The organism is Aquipuribacter aurantiacus (assembly GCF_051216895.1).
Lineage (GTDB): Bacteria > Actinomycetota > Actinomycetes > Actinomycetales > JBBAYJ01 > Aquipuribacter.
In genome coordinates, this window is record NZ_JBPKAO010000002.1 from 345,968 (window position 1) to 361,649 (window position 15,682).

The following is a 15,682-nucleotide window of genomic DNA, read 5'->3' on the forward strand; positions in this document are numbered from 1 at the left end:
CCGGCGGATACCCTGGCCGGGCCATGAACGATGCCAGCGCCTCCACCGTCCCGGCCCCGACCGGGCCCCAGCCGTCCTCGACGGCACCCTCGTCGACCCCGGCCCCGACGCTCGTCCTGCGCGAGGCGGTCGCCGTCGCCCCGCGGCTCACCGCCACCGTGGTGCTGCCCTGCTACAACGAGCAGGACCACGTCCTGGCCGAGGTGGAGCGCATCACCCGGGCCATGGACGCCGACGGCATGACCTACGAGCTGCTCGTCATCGACGACGCCTCGACCGACGCCACGCTGCAGGTCCTCAAGGACGCCCAGCACCTGTACCCGAAGATGCGGCTGATGCCGTTCCGGCGCAACGGCGGCGCCGGCACGGCCCGGCGGATCGGCACCCGCGAGGCCCTCGGCGACATCGTGGTGTGGACCGACGCCGACATGACCTACCCCAACGAGCGCATCCCCGAGTTCGTCCGGATGCTGCTCGAGGACCCCACCTTCGACCACGTCGTCGGGGCCCGGCTCACCGAGGAGGGCACCCACAAGTGGGCCCGGATGCCCGCCAAGTGGGCCATCCGCAAGTTCGCCGAGGTGCTGACGAAGCAGAAGATCCCGGACCTCAACTCCGGTCTGCGGGCGTTCCGGCGCGACGTGTCGCTGCCGTACCTGCGGCTGCTGCCGCCCGGGTTCTCGTGCGTGACCACGCTGACCATCTCGTTCCTGTCCAACCAGCACGACATCCGTTACGAGCCCATCACGTACGGCAAGCGTGCCGGGGTGTCCAAGTTCAAGTTCTTCAAGGACGCCTACCGCTACATCCTGCAGATCCTGCGGATGGTCATGTACTTCGACCCGCTCCGGATCCTGCTGCCCATCTCGCTCACGCTGCTGCTCGTCGGCTCCGCCAAGCTGGTGTACGACCAGTTCCAGGCGCTGTTCTCCCTCGCCGACAACACCGTCCTGCTCCTGGTGACGGGCCTCCTCATCGGCATGATGGGGTTGCTGGCGGACCTCATCGTGAGGTCCCGGGACAGCTCCTGACCCGAGCCCGCCTCGCCGAGCGGGGGCAGCAGCTGGCGAGGTCCAAGGGCTTCCGTTACGGGTTCATGCTGGTCACCGTCGTGCTGGCGGGCGTGGCGCTGGCCCTGGACGGCGAGGAGTTCCTCGAGGGGGTCCGGCGGCTCGGCCCGACCAGCCTGGTGCTCGCGCTCGTGTGCACGGTGGCCAACATCCTGCTGTCCGGCGTGGCCTGGCGCTCCGTCCTGGCCGACCTGGGCAGCACCCTGTCGCTGCGGGCGGCCGGGCACGTGTTCCTGGTCGGGCAGCTGGGCAAGTACCTGCCCGGGAGCCTGTGGCACGTGGTCGCCCAGGTCGAGCTGGCCGCCGACCACGGCGTCTCCCGCCGCCGGTCGGCCTCGGCGACCGTCGTGCACGTCGTCATCGTGTTCGCCACCGCCCTGCTGCTCGGGGTGTCGGGCTTCGCGCTCGTGCCCGACCTGCTGCCCGGCGGGTACACCTGGCTCGCCCTGGGTGTCCTGCCGCTGCTGGTGCTGCTGTGGCCGCCCGTGCTCAACCGGGTGCTGCGCCGCGTCCTCGCGCTCGCACGGCGGCCCATGCTGGAGCACACCATCAGCTACGCCGGGGCGTTCCGGACGACGGGCTGGGCGGTGGCGTCCTGGCTGGCGATCGGCGCGCAGACCCTGGTCCTGGTGTCCCGGGTCGGCGACATCGCCCTGTCACCCCGCCTGGTCGTGCTGAGCGTGACCGCGTTCGCGCTGGCCTGGTGCGTCGGGTTCGTCACCTTCGTCAGCCCCGCGGGCGCCGGCGCGCGCGAGGCGGCGCTGGTGCTGATGCTGTCCGGGGTGATGTCGCCGGGGCGGGCCCTGCTGGTCGCGGTCGTCTCCCGGGTCCTGATGACGACCGCGGACCTGGGTCTGGCCGGGATCGCCCTGCTGCTGGAGCGGGGCCGGACGAAGCGGGTCCGGGACGCGACGCGCGAGGGGACGGGCGGGTCGTCCGGCGGGTCGTCCGGCGGGTCGGACGGCGAGGCGGCACCGGCATGAGCCGCTCGCGGCCATGAGGGCGGTACGGCCATGAGCGGTGCGGCCATGAGCGGTGCGGCTGGGGGTGGTGCGACCAGGACCTGGCGGCCCGGGCGTCCGGTGGACCTGCCCGGGACCCTGGGCACGCTGTCGCGCGGCCGGGGCGACCCCACGCACCGGTGGGAGGGGCCCACGGTGCTGTGGCGGGCCACCCGGACCCCCCTGGGCCCCGGGCTGCTGCGGCTGCAGGCCCGGGCCGCCGACGGCCTCGTCGAGGCGCAGGCCTGGGGGCAGGGGGCGGACTGGCTGCTCGACGGGGTGCCGGACCTCCTCGGCGGACGTGACGACGACCCCGTCGAGGGCTGGGGCGGCTTCCGGCCGCGTCCGGAGCACCCGTTGCTGGTGGACGCCTGGCGCAGCCGTCCGGGGGTGCGGACGCCCCGCAGCCGGGCCGTGCTGGAGGCGCTGGTCTGCGCGGCCGTGGAGCAGGTGGTCACGGGCAAGGAGGCCCGACGGTCCCTGCGCGAGCTGGTCCTGCGTCACGGCGAGCCCGCCCCGGGGTCACCGGCCGCGACCGGGGGACCGGCCGCCGGGATGATGGTGCCGCCGTCGCCGCAGGGCTGGGCCCGCGTGCCCAGCTGGGAGTGGCTGCGCACCGGGGTGGAGGGCCGTCGCAGCGCCGTGGTGATGCGCGCGTCAGCCGTCGCCGGGCGGCTGGAGGGGACGTTGTCCCGGCCCGTGCAGGACGTGGAGACCGTCCTGCGGACCCTGCCCGGCGTGGGTCGCTGGACGGCGGCCGAGGTCCGGCAGCGGGCCCACGGCGACCCCGACGCGTTCAGCTTCGACGACTACCACGTGGCCAAGAACGTGTCGTGGGCGCTGACCGGCGAGGTGCTGGACGACGACGGCTGCGCCGAGGTGATCGCCTGCTACGCCGGCCACCGCTACCGGGTGCAGCGCCTGCTCGAGGTCGCCGGCCGGGTGCGCCCGCGCCGCGGTCCCAAGATGACGCTGCCCACCCACACCCCGTCCGCGACGTCCGGCCGCTCGTAGGCGGCCCGGGTCGGGTCAGGTGGGGTGGACGTGGAGGGTGACGACGTCCCGGTCGGGCGGGCCGCCGGTGGCGGTGGTCGGGGCCGGTCCCACCGTGGTGGCCAACCGCTCGGCCCTCGCGTAGACCGCGACCCGCTCCGCGACCCGTGCGGCCGCGACCACCGGGCCCACGACCTCGACGAGGGCCCCGGCACCATCCGCGCCCGCGCCGACCGCGCCGTCCGTCGTGACGGTCGGGTCGGCCAGGCGCACGCGCACCGCGGCCAGGTCGACGTCGCCGACGCAGCCGTGGCGGACGACCTCGACCGCGCGGCGCAGCACGGCCGCCCGGTCGCCGTCGGGCACCGCGGGCGCGGGCTCGACGTCCGGCGTCCCGGGCGGGCAGCCCAGCGCCGCGCGGACGGACTCCACCGTGCCGGTGGCGAACCAGTCGGCGGTGTCGAAGCGCACCAGGCCGGCCGCGCCCGGGCCGTCCTCGCGGGTCACCAGGTGCCCGCAGCCTCGAACCAGGGCCGCGGGCACCCCGTCGGCCTTGCCCTTGACCAGCTCCGCCGCCGCCGCCAGCTCGTCGGCCACCGCACGCACCGTCACCTGCAGCGGGACGCCGTCGGCGTCGACGCCGCCCCGCAGGTCGTCGGTGGGCCGCAGCCCCGCGCACCCCAGGGCGAAGTCCGTCTGCCCGACCCGCCACGGCCGCCCGGACGTGTCCGTCAGCAGCACGGCCGGTCGGGACCCGGTCAGCGCGCCCAGCGCGTCCCGCAGCCGGGTGGCCTGGGCGTCGGGGTCGTGGGGGAGGACCAGGACCCGTCCGTGCGCCTCGGGGCCCGTGTTGGACGCGTCGACGCCCGCGGCGGCCATCACGGGCCCGGCTGCGGCCCGCACGATCCTCGTCACCCCGTTGGGGGTCCGTCGCTCCGCCACCACGCCGCGCGACTCCGCGAGGACGGCGCTGTCACGGTCGGCCCGCCACAGGCCGAGCGACTTGGCGAGCACCTTGCTGCTGACCACCAGGACGTCCTCGTCGCCGGGGGCGTGACCGGCCCGCTCGCAGGCGGCCAGCAGGAGCCCGGCCAGGTCGTCCCCGGTCCGGACCTCTCCGACGCCCCGCAGCGGCAGCACCGCAAGGCCGTCCACCGGTGCGCTCGTCACGCGACGTCCGTCCCGGCGAGCTCCAGCGCGAGGTCCAGGGCGGTCCCCGCGAGCCGCGCGGCGCCGTCGACGTCGCGCATCAGCAGGTCGGTGGCCACCACCCGTGCCCCCGTCGCGCCGCGGTCAGCACGCCCAGGACCGCCAGACGCGCCAGGACCACCAGGACCGGCGACGCCGTCGGGGGCGTCCACGTGGTCGACCAGCCAGCCGTCCAGGACGTCCTCCAGCAGCCCGGCCACCCCCGCCGCGGTGCAGGGCACGTCCAGCGCCGCCAGGCACTGCGCGGCCATCCCCCGGACGGTGGTGCCGCCGATCACCGGGCTGACCCCGACCACCGGCGCCCGGGTGCCCCGCAGCACGTCGCGGACGCCGGGAACCGACAGGACCGGGCCCAGGGACACCACCGGGTTGCTGGGCGGCAGCAGCACGACGTCGGCGTGGCGCAGCGCGTCCAGCACCCCCGGCGCCGGCACGGCGCGGTCCAGGCCCAGCAGCGGGAAGCCGTGCGCGGGGACGCCGGCCCGCATCCGGACCCACCACTCCTGCAGGTGCACGGCGCGGCGGTCCGGGTCCTCCACCAGCACGTGCGTCTCGACCGGCTGCTCGGTCATGGGCAGCAGCCGCACCCCCGGCTGCCAGCGTCGGCACAACGCCTCGGTGACCGCGGCGAGGCCGTACCCGGCCCCGAGCATCTGGGTGCGGACGAGGTGCGTGGCGACGTCGCGGTCGCCCAGGGTGAACCAGTCCGGACCCGCGCCGTAGGCCGCCAGCTCCTCCGCGACGGTCGAGGTCTCGTCACGACGGCCCCAGCCCTGCTCCTCGTGGACCGCGCCGCCGAGGGTGTACATCACGGTGTCCAGGTCCGGGCAGACGCGCAGCCCGTGCAACGTGATGTCGTCGCCGGTGTTGGCGACCACGGTGACCTCGTGGTCGACGTCGGGGGAGGTGACCCTCAGGTGCTGCAGCAGCCCGCGGAGGAACCTCGCCCCGCCGACGCCGCCCGACAGGGCCGCGATCCTCATCCGCACGCCCGCTCGAGGGCGGCCCGTCCGAGGGCGGCCCGTTCGCGGCGGGAGGACCCGGGCGTCGCGACGGGTGGGGGGCGGAGCGGGATCGGCATGGCGGCATTGTGTCGCGAGCCCGTCGCCGCCTCGTCCGCCCGGCCCCCGGCCGGCCCGGCTCCCGGGTCCGCCCGGCCGGCCTCGTCCGCCGGCTCTGGCCCGTCGGGCGAGCCGTCGCAGAGAGCGTCGGACCGGGCACTGGGAGTGAGTAGATGATCACGGATAGCACGGAGCGGCTTGACTTACGAAGGATGACACGCGTGTAATTCCACTGTCGTCGTTCTGTCCGGACCGGTCACCGGACCGGCGGGACCACGGCGGCCGGACGAGACACTGGGGCGAGGAGAACGTCATGGCACTGCCGATGCACACCCGAACGACGACCGAGGACGAGAACGAGCTGGCCCGACGCCGCACGCTCGGCGAGCTCGACGGAGCGCTGCGCGGCGCCGAGGCCCGCGCGCTGCCGCCGGAGCTGGTCCCGCTCGACGACGACGCCGACGACGAGGTCGACGGCCCCGAGGCGCTGGACGAGGGCGGCTGGGGCGACCTGACGGGGCTGGACCTGCCGCCGGGCGTGCTGGTCGAGGGCGGGGCCGTCGTGCTGCCGCTGCGGCCCGGCGGCCGCCCCCCGGCGCCGGACTGGAAGGACCGCGCCCTCTGCGCGGAGACCGACCCCGAGGCGTTCTTCCCCGAGAAGGGCGGGTCCACCCGGGAGGCCAAGAAGGTGTGCATCTCCTGCGACGTGCGAGCGGAGTGCCTCGACTTCGCCCTCGGCAACGACGAGCGCTTCGGCATCTGGGGTGGTCTGTCCGAGCGCGAGCGTCGCCGGCTGAAGAAGCACGTGATCTGAGCGTGCCCTCCCGCCTGCGGACGGTCTCATCCCTCAGGCTCGGGGCGTGAGCGTCGACGTCCAGGCCCCGACCGGTCCCGGAACCCCCTCGGGTGCCGGGCCACGGCCGGTCCGGGTGACCGCCGTCCTCGTGGTCCACGACGGGGCGGAGTGGCTGCCCCGCACCCTCGCCGCGCTCGCGGGCTCGGACCGTCGGCCGGACCTGGTGGTCGCGGTGGACGCGGGCTCGACCGACCGCAGCGTCGTGCTGCTCGACACCGCGGTCGGGTCCACCCCGAGCCACGTCGTGGACGCCGTGGTGACCGGCGGCCCCCGCGACGGCTTCGGGGTGTCGGTCGCCCGGGCCCTCGCGGTGGCCGACAACCTCCTCGCCGAGGCGGGCCCGTCGGGGTCGACCGACGGCGCGACCGGCCCCGCCCGCCGGGCGGAGGAGTGGGTGTGGCTGCTCCACGACGACAGCGCCCCGGAGCCCGACGCGCTGGACGAGCTGCTGGGGGTGGTCCGCGCCTCGCCGACCCTCGCCGTGGCCGGCTGCAAGCAGGTGGGGTGGGACGACCCCACCCGCCTCGTCGAGGTCGGGGCCACGGTCTCCAGCGGGGGCCGGCGCCTCACCGACGTCGCCGCCGGTGACATCGACCAGGGCCAGCACGACTCCCGCGGCGACGTGCTGCTGGTGTCCACCGCCGGGATGCTCCTGCGCCGCTCCGTCCTGGAGCACGTGGGCGGGTTCGACGACGCGATCCCGCTGGTGGGGGACGACGTCGACCTCTGCATGCGGGTCCGTCGCGCCGGGCACCGGGTCGCGGTCGTCCCCACCGCCAGGGTGCGGCACGTGGCCGCCCTCGAGCGGGGCGCCCGACCCGCCGACGCGCTGCACGGTGTGCTGGCCCGCCGGGTCGGCGCCTCGGCCCCGCGGGCCGGCGGTCGTGCGGGGGGCCTGGAGAGCGCCCGCCGTCGGCACTGGCTCCACGCCCGCCTGGTGCAGGCCCCCGCGCCGCTCCTGCCGCTGCTGTGGGTCTGGGTGCTGCTGGCCGCTCCCGTCCGCGCCCTCGTCTGGCTGCTGCGCGGCCGTCCCGGACGGGCGCTGGCCGAGCTGGACGCCGCGCTGCGGCTGGTCGCACGCGGCTGGCGAGTCGCCTCCTCGCGCTGGCGCTCCCGCCGCTCCCGCGTGGTCCCCGCCGCAGCCCTGCGCCCGCTGCAGCGCTCCCGCTCCCAGATGCTGCGGGAGGACCTCGACGGCTGGCGGGCCCGTCGGTCGTTGCGCAGCGAGGCCGACCCGGACGAGTCCGACGACGTCCCGCTGGAGGCCGTGGAGTCCGGGCCCGTCGACGAGGACCTCATCGACCTGGACCTGGGCGCCGGGGGACCGGTCCGCCGGCTGCTCGCCCACCCCCTCACCTACCTGGTGCCGCTCACGCTGCTGCTGGGCGTCGTCCCGGTGCTGCGGGACCTGCTGCGCCCGGTCGCGGTCGACACCGCCGGGGCCGAGGTCGTCGTCGCGGACCCCACGGCCGGGCTCACCGCCGTCGAGCTCGGCTCGCGCGCCCTCAGCGGTTGGCGCGACGTCGGGCTGGGCGTGGTCGGTGCGGCCGACCCCGCCACCGTCGTCTGGGCCGGCATCACGGCGGTCGTCTCGTTGCTGACCCGGCTGTCCCCGGACGGGGCCACCCTGGGCGACGCGCGCGACGTCGTGGTCCTCCTGGCCCCGCTGGTCGGGCTCCTGCTGTCCTACCCGGTGCTGCGGCGCCTGGTCCGCTCGCGCGCCGCCGCCGCGGCGGCCGCCACCACCTGGGCGCTGCTGCCGTGGACCGGCCTGCTGGGTCCGGTGCACGCGGGAGACCTCGTCGTGCACGTGCTGCTCCCGGTGCTGCTCGCCGCCCTGGTCGGCTGCCTGGGGCCCCGGCCCGTCCGCAGCGCGGCCGCCGCCGGGCTGCTGTCCGCGGTGGTGGTCGCGCTGGCCCCGGCCACCTGGCCCGTGCTCGTGGTCGTGGCCGTCCTGGCCGGTGTCGTCGGCGGGTCCCGCTGCCTCGCCCGCTGGCGGGCCTGCCTGCCGCTGCTGGCCGTCGCCACCCCCGCCCTGGTGTGGCTGTCCTGGCTGCCGTCCCTGCGTCGGGACTCGCGCGTGCTGCTGCTCGACCCCGCGGGGGTGGACCCGACCACGACGGCGCTGCCCAGCGCCGGCGAGCTGCTCCGGCCGGCCGTCCCGGTCACCGACCTGCTCCGGGGCCAGGTGTCCCCGGCGGACGACCTCGTCGGCGTGCTCGCGCTGCTGGTCCTGGCGCTGCTGGCCCTGGCCGGCGGGCTCGGTCTGCTGCTGTGCGTGGCGGCGCTCGCCCGGGCCCGCGTGCCCGCGGCGTGGTGCGCCCTGCTCGCCGCCGCCACGGCTGCCGTCGTGGGCGTGCTGGCCGCGGCCACCGCTGCCGCCACCGACGTCCCCGCCTCCGTGCCCGCGTCGGCCGCCGCCCTGGCCCTCGCCGTCGTCGTGGGGCTGCTGGTGCGCGACCTGCACGACCCCGACCGCCGGGAGCCGCGCCACGACGTCCGGGCCCGCCGGGTGCTGGCCGCGGGCGTGCGCGTCGCCGCCCCGGTGGTGGCGGCCTCCCTCGTGCTCGGCAGCCTGGCGGTCGGGGCTCTGGTCGACGCGGACCCGGCCGGCGAGGGCCTGCCCTCCCCGGCCCTCGTCGGGGCCCAGTCGCCGCAGGCGACCCGCACGCTGCTGCTGGACGCCGAGGGTGTCGACGTCGTCTCCGCCACCGGTGTGCTCGACAGCGTCGGGCGGACCGTCGGGACCACCGGCACCGGGCCCGTCGACGACGACGTCGTCTCCTGGGCGGTCACCGCCGGCCAGCCCGGTCCGGGCCAGGCCTCCGTCGCCACCACCCTGGCCCGGCCCGACCTGCCCGTGCGCCCCGGTGAGCGGCTCCTCGCCGACGCCGTCGCCTCCCTGCTCGGCGACGGGGCGGTGCCCGGGGACGAGGTCGCCGCGCAGCTGGCGCGTCTCGGCGTCGGCTGGGTCGTCGTCCGCGGCAGCGCCGACGTCGACATCGCCCTGGCGCAGCGGGCCGGGCTGGTCCGCACCTCCGTCGAGTCCGACCGCACCACCTGGCGGGTGGACAGCGCCACGACCGGTCCGGTGCCCTCACGCGCCCGGCTGGTGGGCGCCGACGGGGAGGAGCTCGGCCCGCTGGACCTGCGCGGCGCCCTGGGCAGCGTGCCGACCGGGACCGCGACGAGCCCCGCCGGCACGGGGGGCGACCCCGTCGCCGTCCAGGACGACGCAGCAGCCGCCGGCGGCACGGTGACGGTGCCCGACGGAGACCCGGGCCGGGTGCTCGTGCTCGCCGACAACGCCCGCACCGGTTGGCGGGCGACGGCGGACGGTGCGGTGCTGACCACCACCACGGTCGACGGCTGGGCGCAGGGCTTCCTGCTGCCCGCCGGCCCGGTCGAGGTCGAGCTCAGCGCCCCGATGTCCCCGCCCTCGGCCATCACGGTGTCGGCGGCGGTGGTGGCCGTGGTGCTCCTGCTGCTGCTGTGGCCGGGGCGTCGCCCCGGGCGGCCCCTGGACGGCGACCGTCGTCCCGCGCCGGCCGCGGCCTCACGCTCCGGCCGTGCCCTGCGACGGGCCGGGCGCACCACGACCGCGGTGGTGGGGGTGTCCGTCACGGCGCTCCTGCTGCTGCTGGCGACCGGCACCGGGTCCGGGCCCGGACCGCTCCAGGTCGACCGGCAGGTCCGGGCCGCGCTCGCCGCCACCGGCGCCGGGCAGGCGCTGGGTGACCGGCTGGCCGCCACCGTGGCCGGGCTGCCCGCCGCGGGCGACCCCGCGGTCGTCTCGCCCGCGGTCACGCTGGCCGCAGCCGGGTCCGTGGCCACCTGCGCGGCGGTCGGGGACGAGGCCGAGGACGTCGTGCCCGAGGCGGCCGCCGAGGGCGGCGCGGCCGTCCGTGGCCTGACCTGGCGGGCGGAGACCGACGGCGACCGCCGGGGGCTGCGGCTGTCGGCCTGCCCGTCGACCGCGCCCTCGTCGTGGGCCCTGCTCGGCGGCACCGCGGTCGGGCAGCAGGCCACCCTGCTGCTGACCAACCCCGGTGAGACCGGAGCGGTCGTGGACGTCCGGGTGGGCGGCGTGGACGGCCCGGTCGAGACGCCCTCGTCCACGGGGCTGCTCGTGGGGCCGGGCGGGCGGACCGAGGTGCGCCTGGACGCCCTGGCCCCCGACCTGACGGCCGTCCTGGCCCGGGTCGAGGCGCGGCAGGGCACGGTGGCCGTCAGCGCGACCGACACCGCCCTGGTCGGCCTCGTGCCCCAGGGCGGTGACACCCAGCCCGCGCAGGTCGTGCCGGCCGCCGAGCTGGTGGTGCCGGGCGTCCTGGTGCCCTCCGACGGCACGGCGCGGCTGCTGGTGGGCGCCGTGGGCGACACGCCGGCCGTGGTCCGGCTGCGAGCGGTCCCCGCCGACGGGGGTGAGCCGGTGGACCTCACCGGTCCCGACCTGCTCGTGGCTCCCGCCGGAGGTGTCGTCGAGGCGGACCTGTCCGGCCTCGCGCCCGGTGGCTGGGCCGTGCACGTCGCGGCGGACGCACCGGTGGTGGCGTCGGCCACGTGGACCCAGCAGCGCGCCGGCGAGCCCGCCGAGGGTCTCACCGGGGTGCCGGTCGACCGGGCGTGGGCCCAGGCCGTCCCCGCGGAACCGGCCTGGACGACACCTGTGAGGGTGCCGCTCGGGGCGCTGCTGGAGGCCTCGGCGGTCCCGGACGCGACCGTGTCCCTGGTCGGTCGGGGCGACGCGGCCGGCGAGGCCCGGCTGCAGGTGGTGGACGCGGACGGCCAGGAGCTCACCTCCGCCCCGGTGGTGCTGCCCGCAGGTGGAGCGCCGGTCGACGTGGCGCTGGTCGACCTGCTCGACGAGGTCGACCCGGCCGCGGTGGAGGCCCTCGTGGTGCGTTCCGCGACCGGGGTCCACATCGGGGTGCGCGCGTCGGTCGCGGACGGGGACGGGCCGCTGACCGCGGGCACGTCCGTCCCGGGCGCCCCGCCGGCCCCGGACGTCGTCCGGCTCGTCCGACGCTGAGGGGGTCCGGCGGCTGGGGCGTCAGCCCTCGTCGTCGGCGAGCGTGGGGTCGATGTCCTCCGGTGGCCGGGACAGCAGGGCGGCCACCTGCTCCACGACCACCTCGTGGACCAGGCGGGGCAGGTCGTCGTCGGCGCGGGCCTCCACGGGACGGCGGTAGACCACGAGCCTGGCCCGTCGGGCCCCCTCGACGGGGAACACCCGCCCCAGGGGGGCCACGCGCTCCTCCCACGGCGAGGGTTCGCTGGGCGGGACCAGCTCGACCGCGACGTCGACGTCGGCCAGGGCATCGCCCCACCGGGGCTCCAGCCGCGCCACGGCGTCCAGCACGAGGGCGTCGAAGCGCTCGGAGCGGGTCCGGGCGCCCGGCAGGTGCGCCGGCAGGAGAGGGCCGCGCACGCCGCGGCCGCGCCGGTCCCGCCGGCGGGGCGCCGACGTCGTGGCGGCGGGGGCGGGGTGGGACTCCTGCTCGGCCACCTCGCCACGGTAGTGCCGTCCCGGCACGCCGTCGCCGAGGTGGGCGCCGCGCGGGCTACGGTGGCCGACGTGAGATCCGGACGACGCTGCTCCCGTTCCGGCTGCGGTCAGGACTCGGTGGCCACCCTGACGTACGTCTACTCCGACTCCACCGCGGTCCTGGGCCCGTTGGCCACCTACGCCGAGCCCCACTCCTACGACCTGTGCGAGGCGCACGCCGCGAGGCTCACCGCCCCCCGCGGGTGGGAGGTCGTGCGGCTGGCCGTCGACGACCATGGTCCGACCGGGCCGAACCACGACGACCTGCTGGCGCTGGTCGAGGCGGTCCGTGAGTCCGCGCGGCCGCGGGCCGAGGTGCGCGGCCGCGCCGCGGCGGTCCCCGGCGGTCCCGAGGGCCCCGACGGCGGGCGGGGCGCGCGGGACGGTGAGGGGACCCCGGGGCGCACGGGGCGGCGGGAGCTCGGCCGACGCGGTCACCTCCGGGTCCTGGGCCCGGGCGACGACCGGACCTGAGGCGGCCGAGGTCGCGCCGCGCGTCCGTCCTGACCGGTTGGTCCGTCTGGTCCGTTCCGGGCCGGATGTCGGGACACGCCGGGGGGCTCAAGGTCTGACGTGGTGCGGTCGACACCTGGTGCAGCCCAGCCACCGAGGAGCCCACATGAACGCCGCCACCGTCACCCCCCGCCCCGCCGGCCCCGTCGCCGCCGTGATCCCGCGCCCGCGTCGCGCCCGGGCCGACGAGCACCTGCCGCTCGGGTCGCTGACCCAGCGCGAGCACCGCGCCACCGGCGGGTGCATCTCCTGCGGGAGCACGCGTCTGACCCGGTTGACCATGAACCTCACCGACGGCGGCAGCGTGGACTTCGTGTCCTGCCACCACTGTGAGCACCGTCGCTGGGAGGAGGCCGGTGTCGACGTCCCCGTCGCCGAGGTCCTCACCCGCACCGCCAAGCGCTGAGCGGACCGCCACCGCGACCGGCACCACCCGTACTGTGAGGGTCGTGCCGCACCCCTCCCCGCAGACCGTCCAGCACCCCCTCCAGCAGATCGTCAAGGCCTACGACATCCGCGGTCTGGTCGGTGAGCAGATCGACGCCGACACCTGCCGGGCCCTCGGGTCCGCGTTCGCCACGGAGGTCGTCCTGCCGGAGGCCGACGGTGAGCCGCGCCTGGCCGTCGGTCACGACATGCGGCCGTCCTCGCCCGAGCTGGCGGAGGCGTTCGCCGCGGGGGCCGCGGAGGCGGGCGCGGTCGTCGAGGTCGTCGGTCTGGCGTCCACCGACCAGCTGTACTTCGTGTCCGGCTCGCGCGACAGCGCGGGGGTCATGTTCACCGCCAGCCACAACCCGGCGGCCTACAACGGCCTCAAGCTGTGCCGGCGCGGCGCCCGGCCGGTCAGCCTGGACACCGGTCTGGCCCCGGTGCGGGACCGGGCGGTCGCGCTGCTCACCGGCGCGTCGCAGCCGGCGAGGTCGGCGGGCGGGTCCGTGTCGCGTCGCGACACCCTGGCCGGCTACGCCCTTCACCTTCGCTCGCTCGTGCACCTGGACGACATCCGGCCGCTGCGCGTGGTGGTCGACGCCGGCAACGGCATGGGCGGGCTCACCGTCCCCGCCGTGCTCGGTGACGCCGCGGGGCTGCCTGCCCTGCCGGTCCAGGTGGAACCGCTGTACTTCGAGCTCGACGGCACGTTCCCCAACCACGACGCGAACCCGCTCGACCTGAGCACGCTGGTGGACCTGCAGGCGGCCGTGCGGGCCTCCGGCGCCGACCTGGGCCTGGCCACCGACGGTGACGCGGACCGCTGCTTCGTCATCGACGAGAACGGCGACGTCGTCGACCCGAGCACCGTCACCGCGCTGGTGGCGGCCAACGAGGTCGCGCGCGCCCGCGCCGGCGGCGAGGCCGCTCCCACGGTGCTCTACAACCTGATCACCAGCCGTGCGGTCGCGGACGTCGTGGCGGACGCGGGCGGGCGCTCCGTGCGCACCCGGGTGGGCCACTCCTACATCAAGGCCGAGATGGCCGCGACGGGGGCCGTGTTCGGGGGCGAGCACTCCGCGCACTTCTACTTCCGCGACTTCTACGGAGCCGACTCGGGCATGCTCGCCGCGATGCACGTCCTCCAGGCGCTGGGTCGTTCGCCGGAGGGCACCACGCTGTCGCAGCTGGTGTCCTCCTACGTCCGCTACGCCCGCAGCGGCGAGATCAACTCGACGGTGACCGACGCGGCGGCCGCCACCCGCCGGGTGCTGGACGACGTGACCGCGGGGCCCGAGCCGGTCGAGCTGGACCACCTGGACGGGGTCACCGTGTCGGCCGTCGACGGCTCGTGGTGGTTCAACCTGCGTCCCAGCAACACCGAGCCGCTGCTGCGGCTCAACGTCGAGGCCGCCGACGAGGCGACGCTGGCCCGTGTGCGCGACCATGTGCTGTCCCTGGTCCGAGCCGAGGAGGCCTCCGAAGGATGAGCAGCACCGTAGACCCCTGGCTCCGCGAGATCCTGCGCTGCCCGGCCTGCCGCAGCACGCTGCTGGACGTCACCGACGCCGGCGGCGCGGCGGCGCTGCGGTGCGCGGCCGACGCGCCTGAGGGGTGCGGCCGGACGTACCGCTACGACCGGGGCGTGCCGGTGCTGCTGGTGGACGAGGGCGAGCTTCCCGGGCCGCCCGAGGCGGGCCCGGGGACCGGGGACGACCCGGAATGATCGACGAGGCGGTCCTGGACGACGTCGACGCCCTGGCCGGGCTCGACCGCGAGGGGTCGCTGCGGGTGCTGGCCTCGGCCGGGGCCCAGGTGCGCAACGTGCTGTCGCAGGAGCACGACCTGGACCGGGTCCGCGACGACGGTCGCCCCCGCTCGGTGCTGGTCGCCGGTCTGGGCGGCAGCGCCGTGGTCGGCGAGGTGGTCGCCGCCCTGGCCGGGGCCGGGTCGTCGGTACCGGTGCAACGCCGACGCGGCGGCCCGCTGCCGGGCTGGGTCGGGGCGCTGGACCTGGTGGTGGCGGTGTCGATGTCCGGCCGGGCACCCGAGCCGCTGCAGATCGCGGCCGAGGCGGGCCGCCGCGGCGCCCGCCTGGTGTCGGTCTGCCGGGAGGGCTCCCCGCTCGCCGACGTCACCGCCCGGGCGCGCGGCACGGTGCTGGCGGTGCCGCGCACGGGCGTGCCCGGTGTGCCGGCCGCGGGGTCCCGCACGGGACTGTGGTCGCTGCTGGCGCCGGTGCTGCTGGCCTGCGGGGCCGCCGACGTCCTCGACGTCGGCGCCGGCGACCTCGCCGCGGCGGCCGACCGGCTCGACGAGGAGGCCGAGACCTGCCGGCCGACCTCGGCGAGCTTCGTCAACCCCGCCAAGGTGCTCGCGCTCGAGCTGGACGGTGTCGTGCCCGTGGTCCTGAGCGACGGCGACGCCGCCGACGGGGCTGCGGCCCGCGTGGTGTCGATGCTGGCGCGGACGGCCCGGGTGCCGGCCGTCCGCGGTCGGCTGCCGGAGGACGCCGGCGACGTGGTGTCGCTGTTCGACGGGGCCTTCGCCGGCGGTCGTTCCGTCACCGGGTCGCCGGGGGCGGACCCGTTGTTCGCCGACCCGTTCATGGACGGCCCGGTGGGCCCGTCCCTGCGACTGCTGCTGCTGTCGGACACCGAGGACCCGCCCCACGCCGGCCCGGTCCGCGCGGTCGCCTCCCACGCGGGGGTCCGGGTCAGCGAGCTCGCCGCCCCTGCCGGGCGGCCGCTGGAGCGGCTCGCGTCGCTGGTGGCCCGCACCGACTTCGCCGCCACCTACCTGGCCCTGGGGGGAGGGATCGACCCGTCCCGCTCGCCGCACCTGGCCGACCTGCGTGAGGTGTGGGCGTCCGGGGACCAGGGCTCCGCCGCGGGGTAGGACCACGCCGCACGAGGCGTGCCAGCACCGCTGCGACCGCGGGCATCAGGTCGCCACGGCGGTCGGCTGCTGCATGTGGCGCCCGCGCCGCCGCTCGTGGGTGT

At 77.0% G+C, this 15,682-nt stretch carries 13 protein-coding genes; 10 read left to right on the forward strand and 3 right to left on the reverse strand.

Annotation, left to right across the window (positions count from 1 at the left end):
- Positions 1 to 23: 23 nt before the first annotated feature.
- From ACR80Q_RS04395 to ACR80Q_RS04405, 3 genes are all read left to right on the forward strand, one after another.
- On the forward strand, positions 24 to 1,031 hold the full coding sequence (locus ACR80Q_RS04395) for a glycosyltransferase family 2 protein (RefSeq protein WP_435376335.1): 1,008 nt from the start codon (positions 24 to 26) through the stop codon (positions 1,029 to 1,031).
- 65 nt (positions 1,032 to 1,096) lie between these two features.
- The gene (locus ACR80Q_RS04400) at positions 1,097 to 2,053 is read left to right on the forward strand and encodes a lysylphosphatidylglycerol synthase domain-containing protein (RefSeq protein WP_435376336.1); all 957 of its coding nucleotides are present in this window, start codon (positions 1,097 to 1,099) and stop codon (positions 2,051 to 2,053) included.
- 45 nt (positions 2,054 to 2,098) lie between these two features.
- A complete protein-coding gene (locus ACR80Q_RS04405) occupies positions 2,099 to 3,085 on the forward strand; it encodes a DNA-3-methyladenine glycosylase family protein (protein ID WP_435376337.1) in 987 nt (328 codons plus the stop codon).
- 15 nt (positions 3,086 to 3,100) lie between these two features.
- Here ACR80Q_RS04405 and ACR80Q_RS04410 read toward each other — a convergent pair whose 3' ends face one another.
- Both ACR80Q_RS04410 and cofD read right to left on the reverse strand, forming a co-directional pair.
- Entirely contained in the window at positions 3,101 to 4,234 is a 1,134-nt protein-coding gene (locus ACR80Q_RS04410) for a coenzyme F420-0:L-glutamate ligase (RefSeq protein ID WP_435376338.1), read from the reverse strand.
- Positions 4,231 to 5,256 carry a 2-phospho-L-lactate transferase gene (cofD, locus tag ACR80Q_RS04415; RefSeq protein ID WP_435376339.1) on the reverse strand — a complete coding sequence of 342 codons (1,026 nt, stop codon included), beginning with the start codon at positions 5,254 to 5,256 and terminating at the stop codon, positions 4,231 to 4,233. The genes ACR80Q_RS04410 and cofD overlap by 4 nt, the downstream gene beginning before the upstream one ends.
- 640 nt (positions 5,257 to 5,896) lie before the next feature.
- Here cofD and ACR80Q_RS04420 point away from each other — a divergent pair.
- Complete coding sequence (locus ACR80Q_RS04420) at positions 5,897 to 6,148, forward strand: WhiB family transcriptional regulator (protein WP_435376442.1); 252 nt, start codon at positions 5,897 to 5,899, stop codon at positions 6,146 to 6,148.
- 46 nt (positions 6,149 to 6,194) lie between these two features.
- Positions 6,195 to 11,222, forward strand: coding sequence for a DUF5719 family protein (locus ACR80Q_RS04425; protein ID WP_435376340.1), 5,028 nt, complete (start codon positions 6,195 to 6,197; stop codon positions 11,220 to 11,222).
- Between the two features lie 21 nt (positions 11,223 to 11,243).
- On the opposite strand, the gene ACR80Q_RS04430 is transcribed toward ACR80Q_RS04425, so the two are convergent.
- Complete coding sequence (locus ACR80Q_RS04430) at positions 11,244 to 11,699, reverse strand: metallopeptidase family protein (protein WP_435376341.1); 456 nt, start codon at positions 11,697 to 11,699, stop codon at positions 11,244 to 11,246.
- Positions 11,700 to 11,768: 69 nt separating this feature from the next.
- On the opposite strand from ACR80Q_RS04430, the gene ACR80Q_RS04435 reads away from it, so the two are divergent.
- The 5 genes from ACR80Q_RS04435 (at position 11,769) to ACR80Q_RS04455 (ending at position 15,578) form a co-directional block, all read left to right on the forward strand.
- A complete protein-coding gene (locus tag ACR80Q_RS04435) occupies positions 11,769 to 12,212 on the forward strand; it encodes a DUF3499 domain-containing protein (protein ID WP_435376342.1) in 444 nt (147 codons plus the stop codon).
- 145 nt (positions 12,213 to 12,357) lie between these two features.
- A complete protein-coding gene (locus ACR80Q_RS04440) occupies positions 12,358 to 12,657 on the forward strand; it encodes a hypothetical protein (protein WP_435376343.1) in 300 nt (99 codons plus the stop codon).
- A gap of 34 nt (positions 12,658 to 12,691) precedes the next feature.
- A complete protein-coding gene (locus tag ACR80Q_RS04445; protein WP_435376344.1) occupies positions 12,692 to 14,170 on the forward strand; it encodes a phosphomannomutase/phosphoglucomutase in 1,479 nt (492 codons plus the stop codon).
- Positions 14,167 to 14,406: a Trm112 family protein gene (locus ACR80Q_RS04450; protein ID WP_435376345.1), complete on the forward strand. Its 240-nt coding sequence runs from the start codon at positions 14,167 to 14,169 to the stop codon at positions 14,404 to 14,406. The genes ACR80Q_RS04445 and ACR80Q_RS04450 overlap by 4 nt, the downstream gene beginning before the upstream one ends.
- Positions 14,403 to 15,578, forward strand: coding sequence for an SIS domain-containing protein (locus ACR80Q_RS04455; protein WP_435376346.1), 1,176 nt, complete (start codon positions 14,403 to 14,405; stop codon positions 15,576 to 15,578). The genes ACR80Q_RS04450 and ACR80Q_RS04455 overlap by 4 nt, the downstream gene beginning before the upstream one ends.
- Positions 15,579 to 15,682 lie beyond the last annotated feature (104 nt).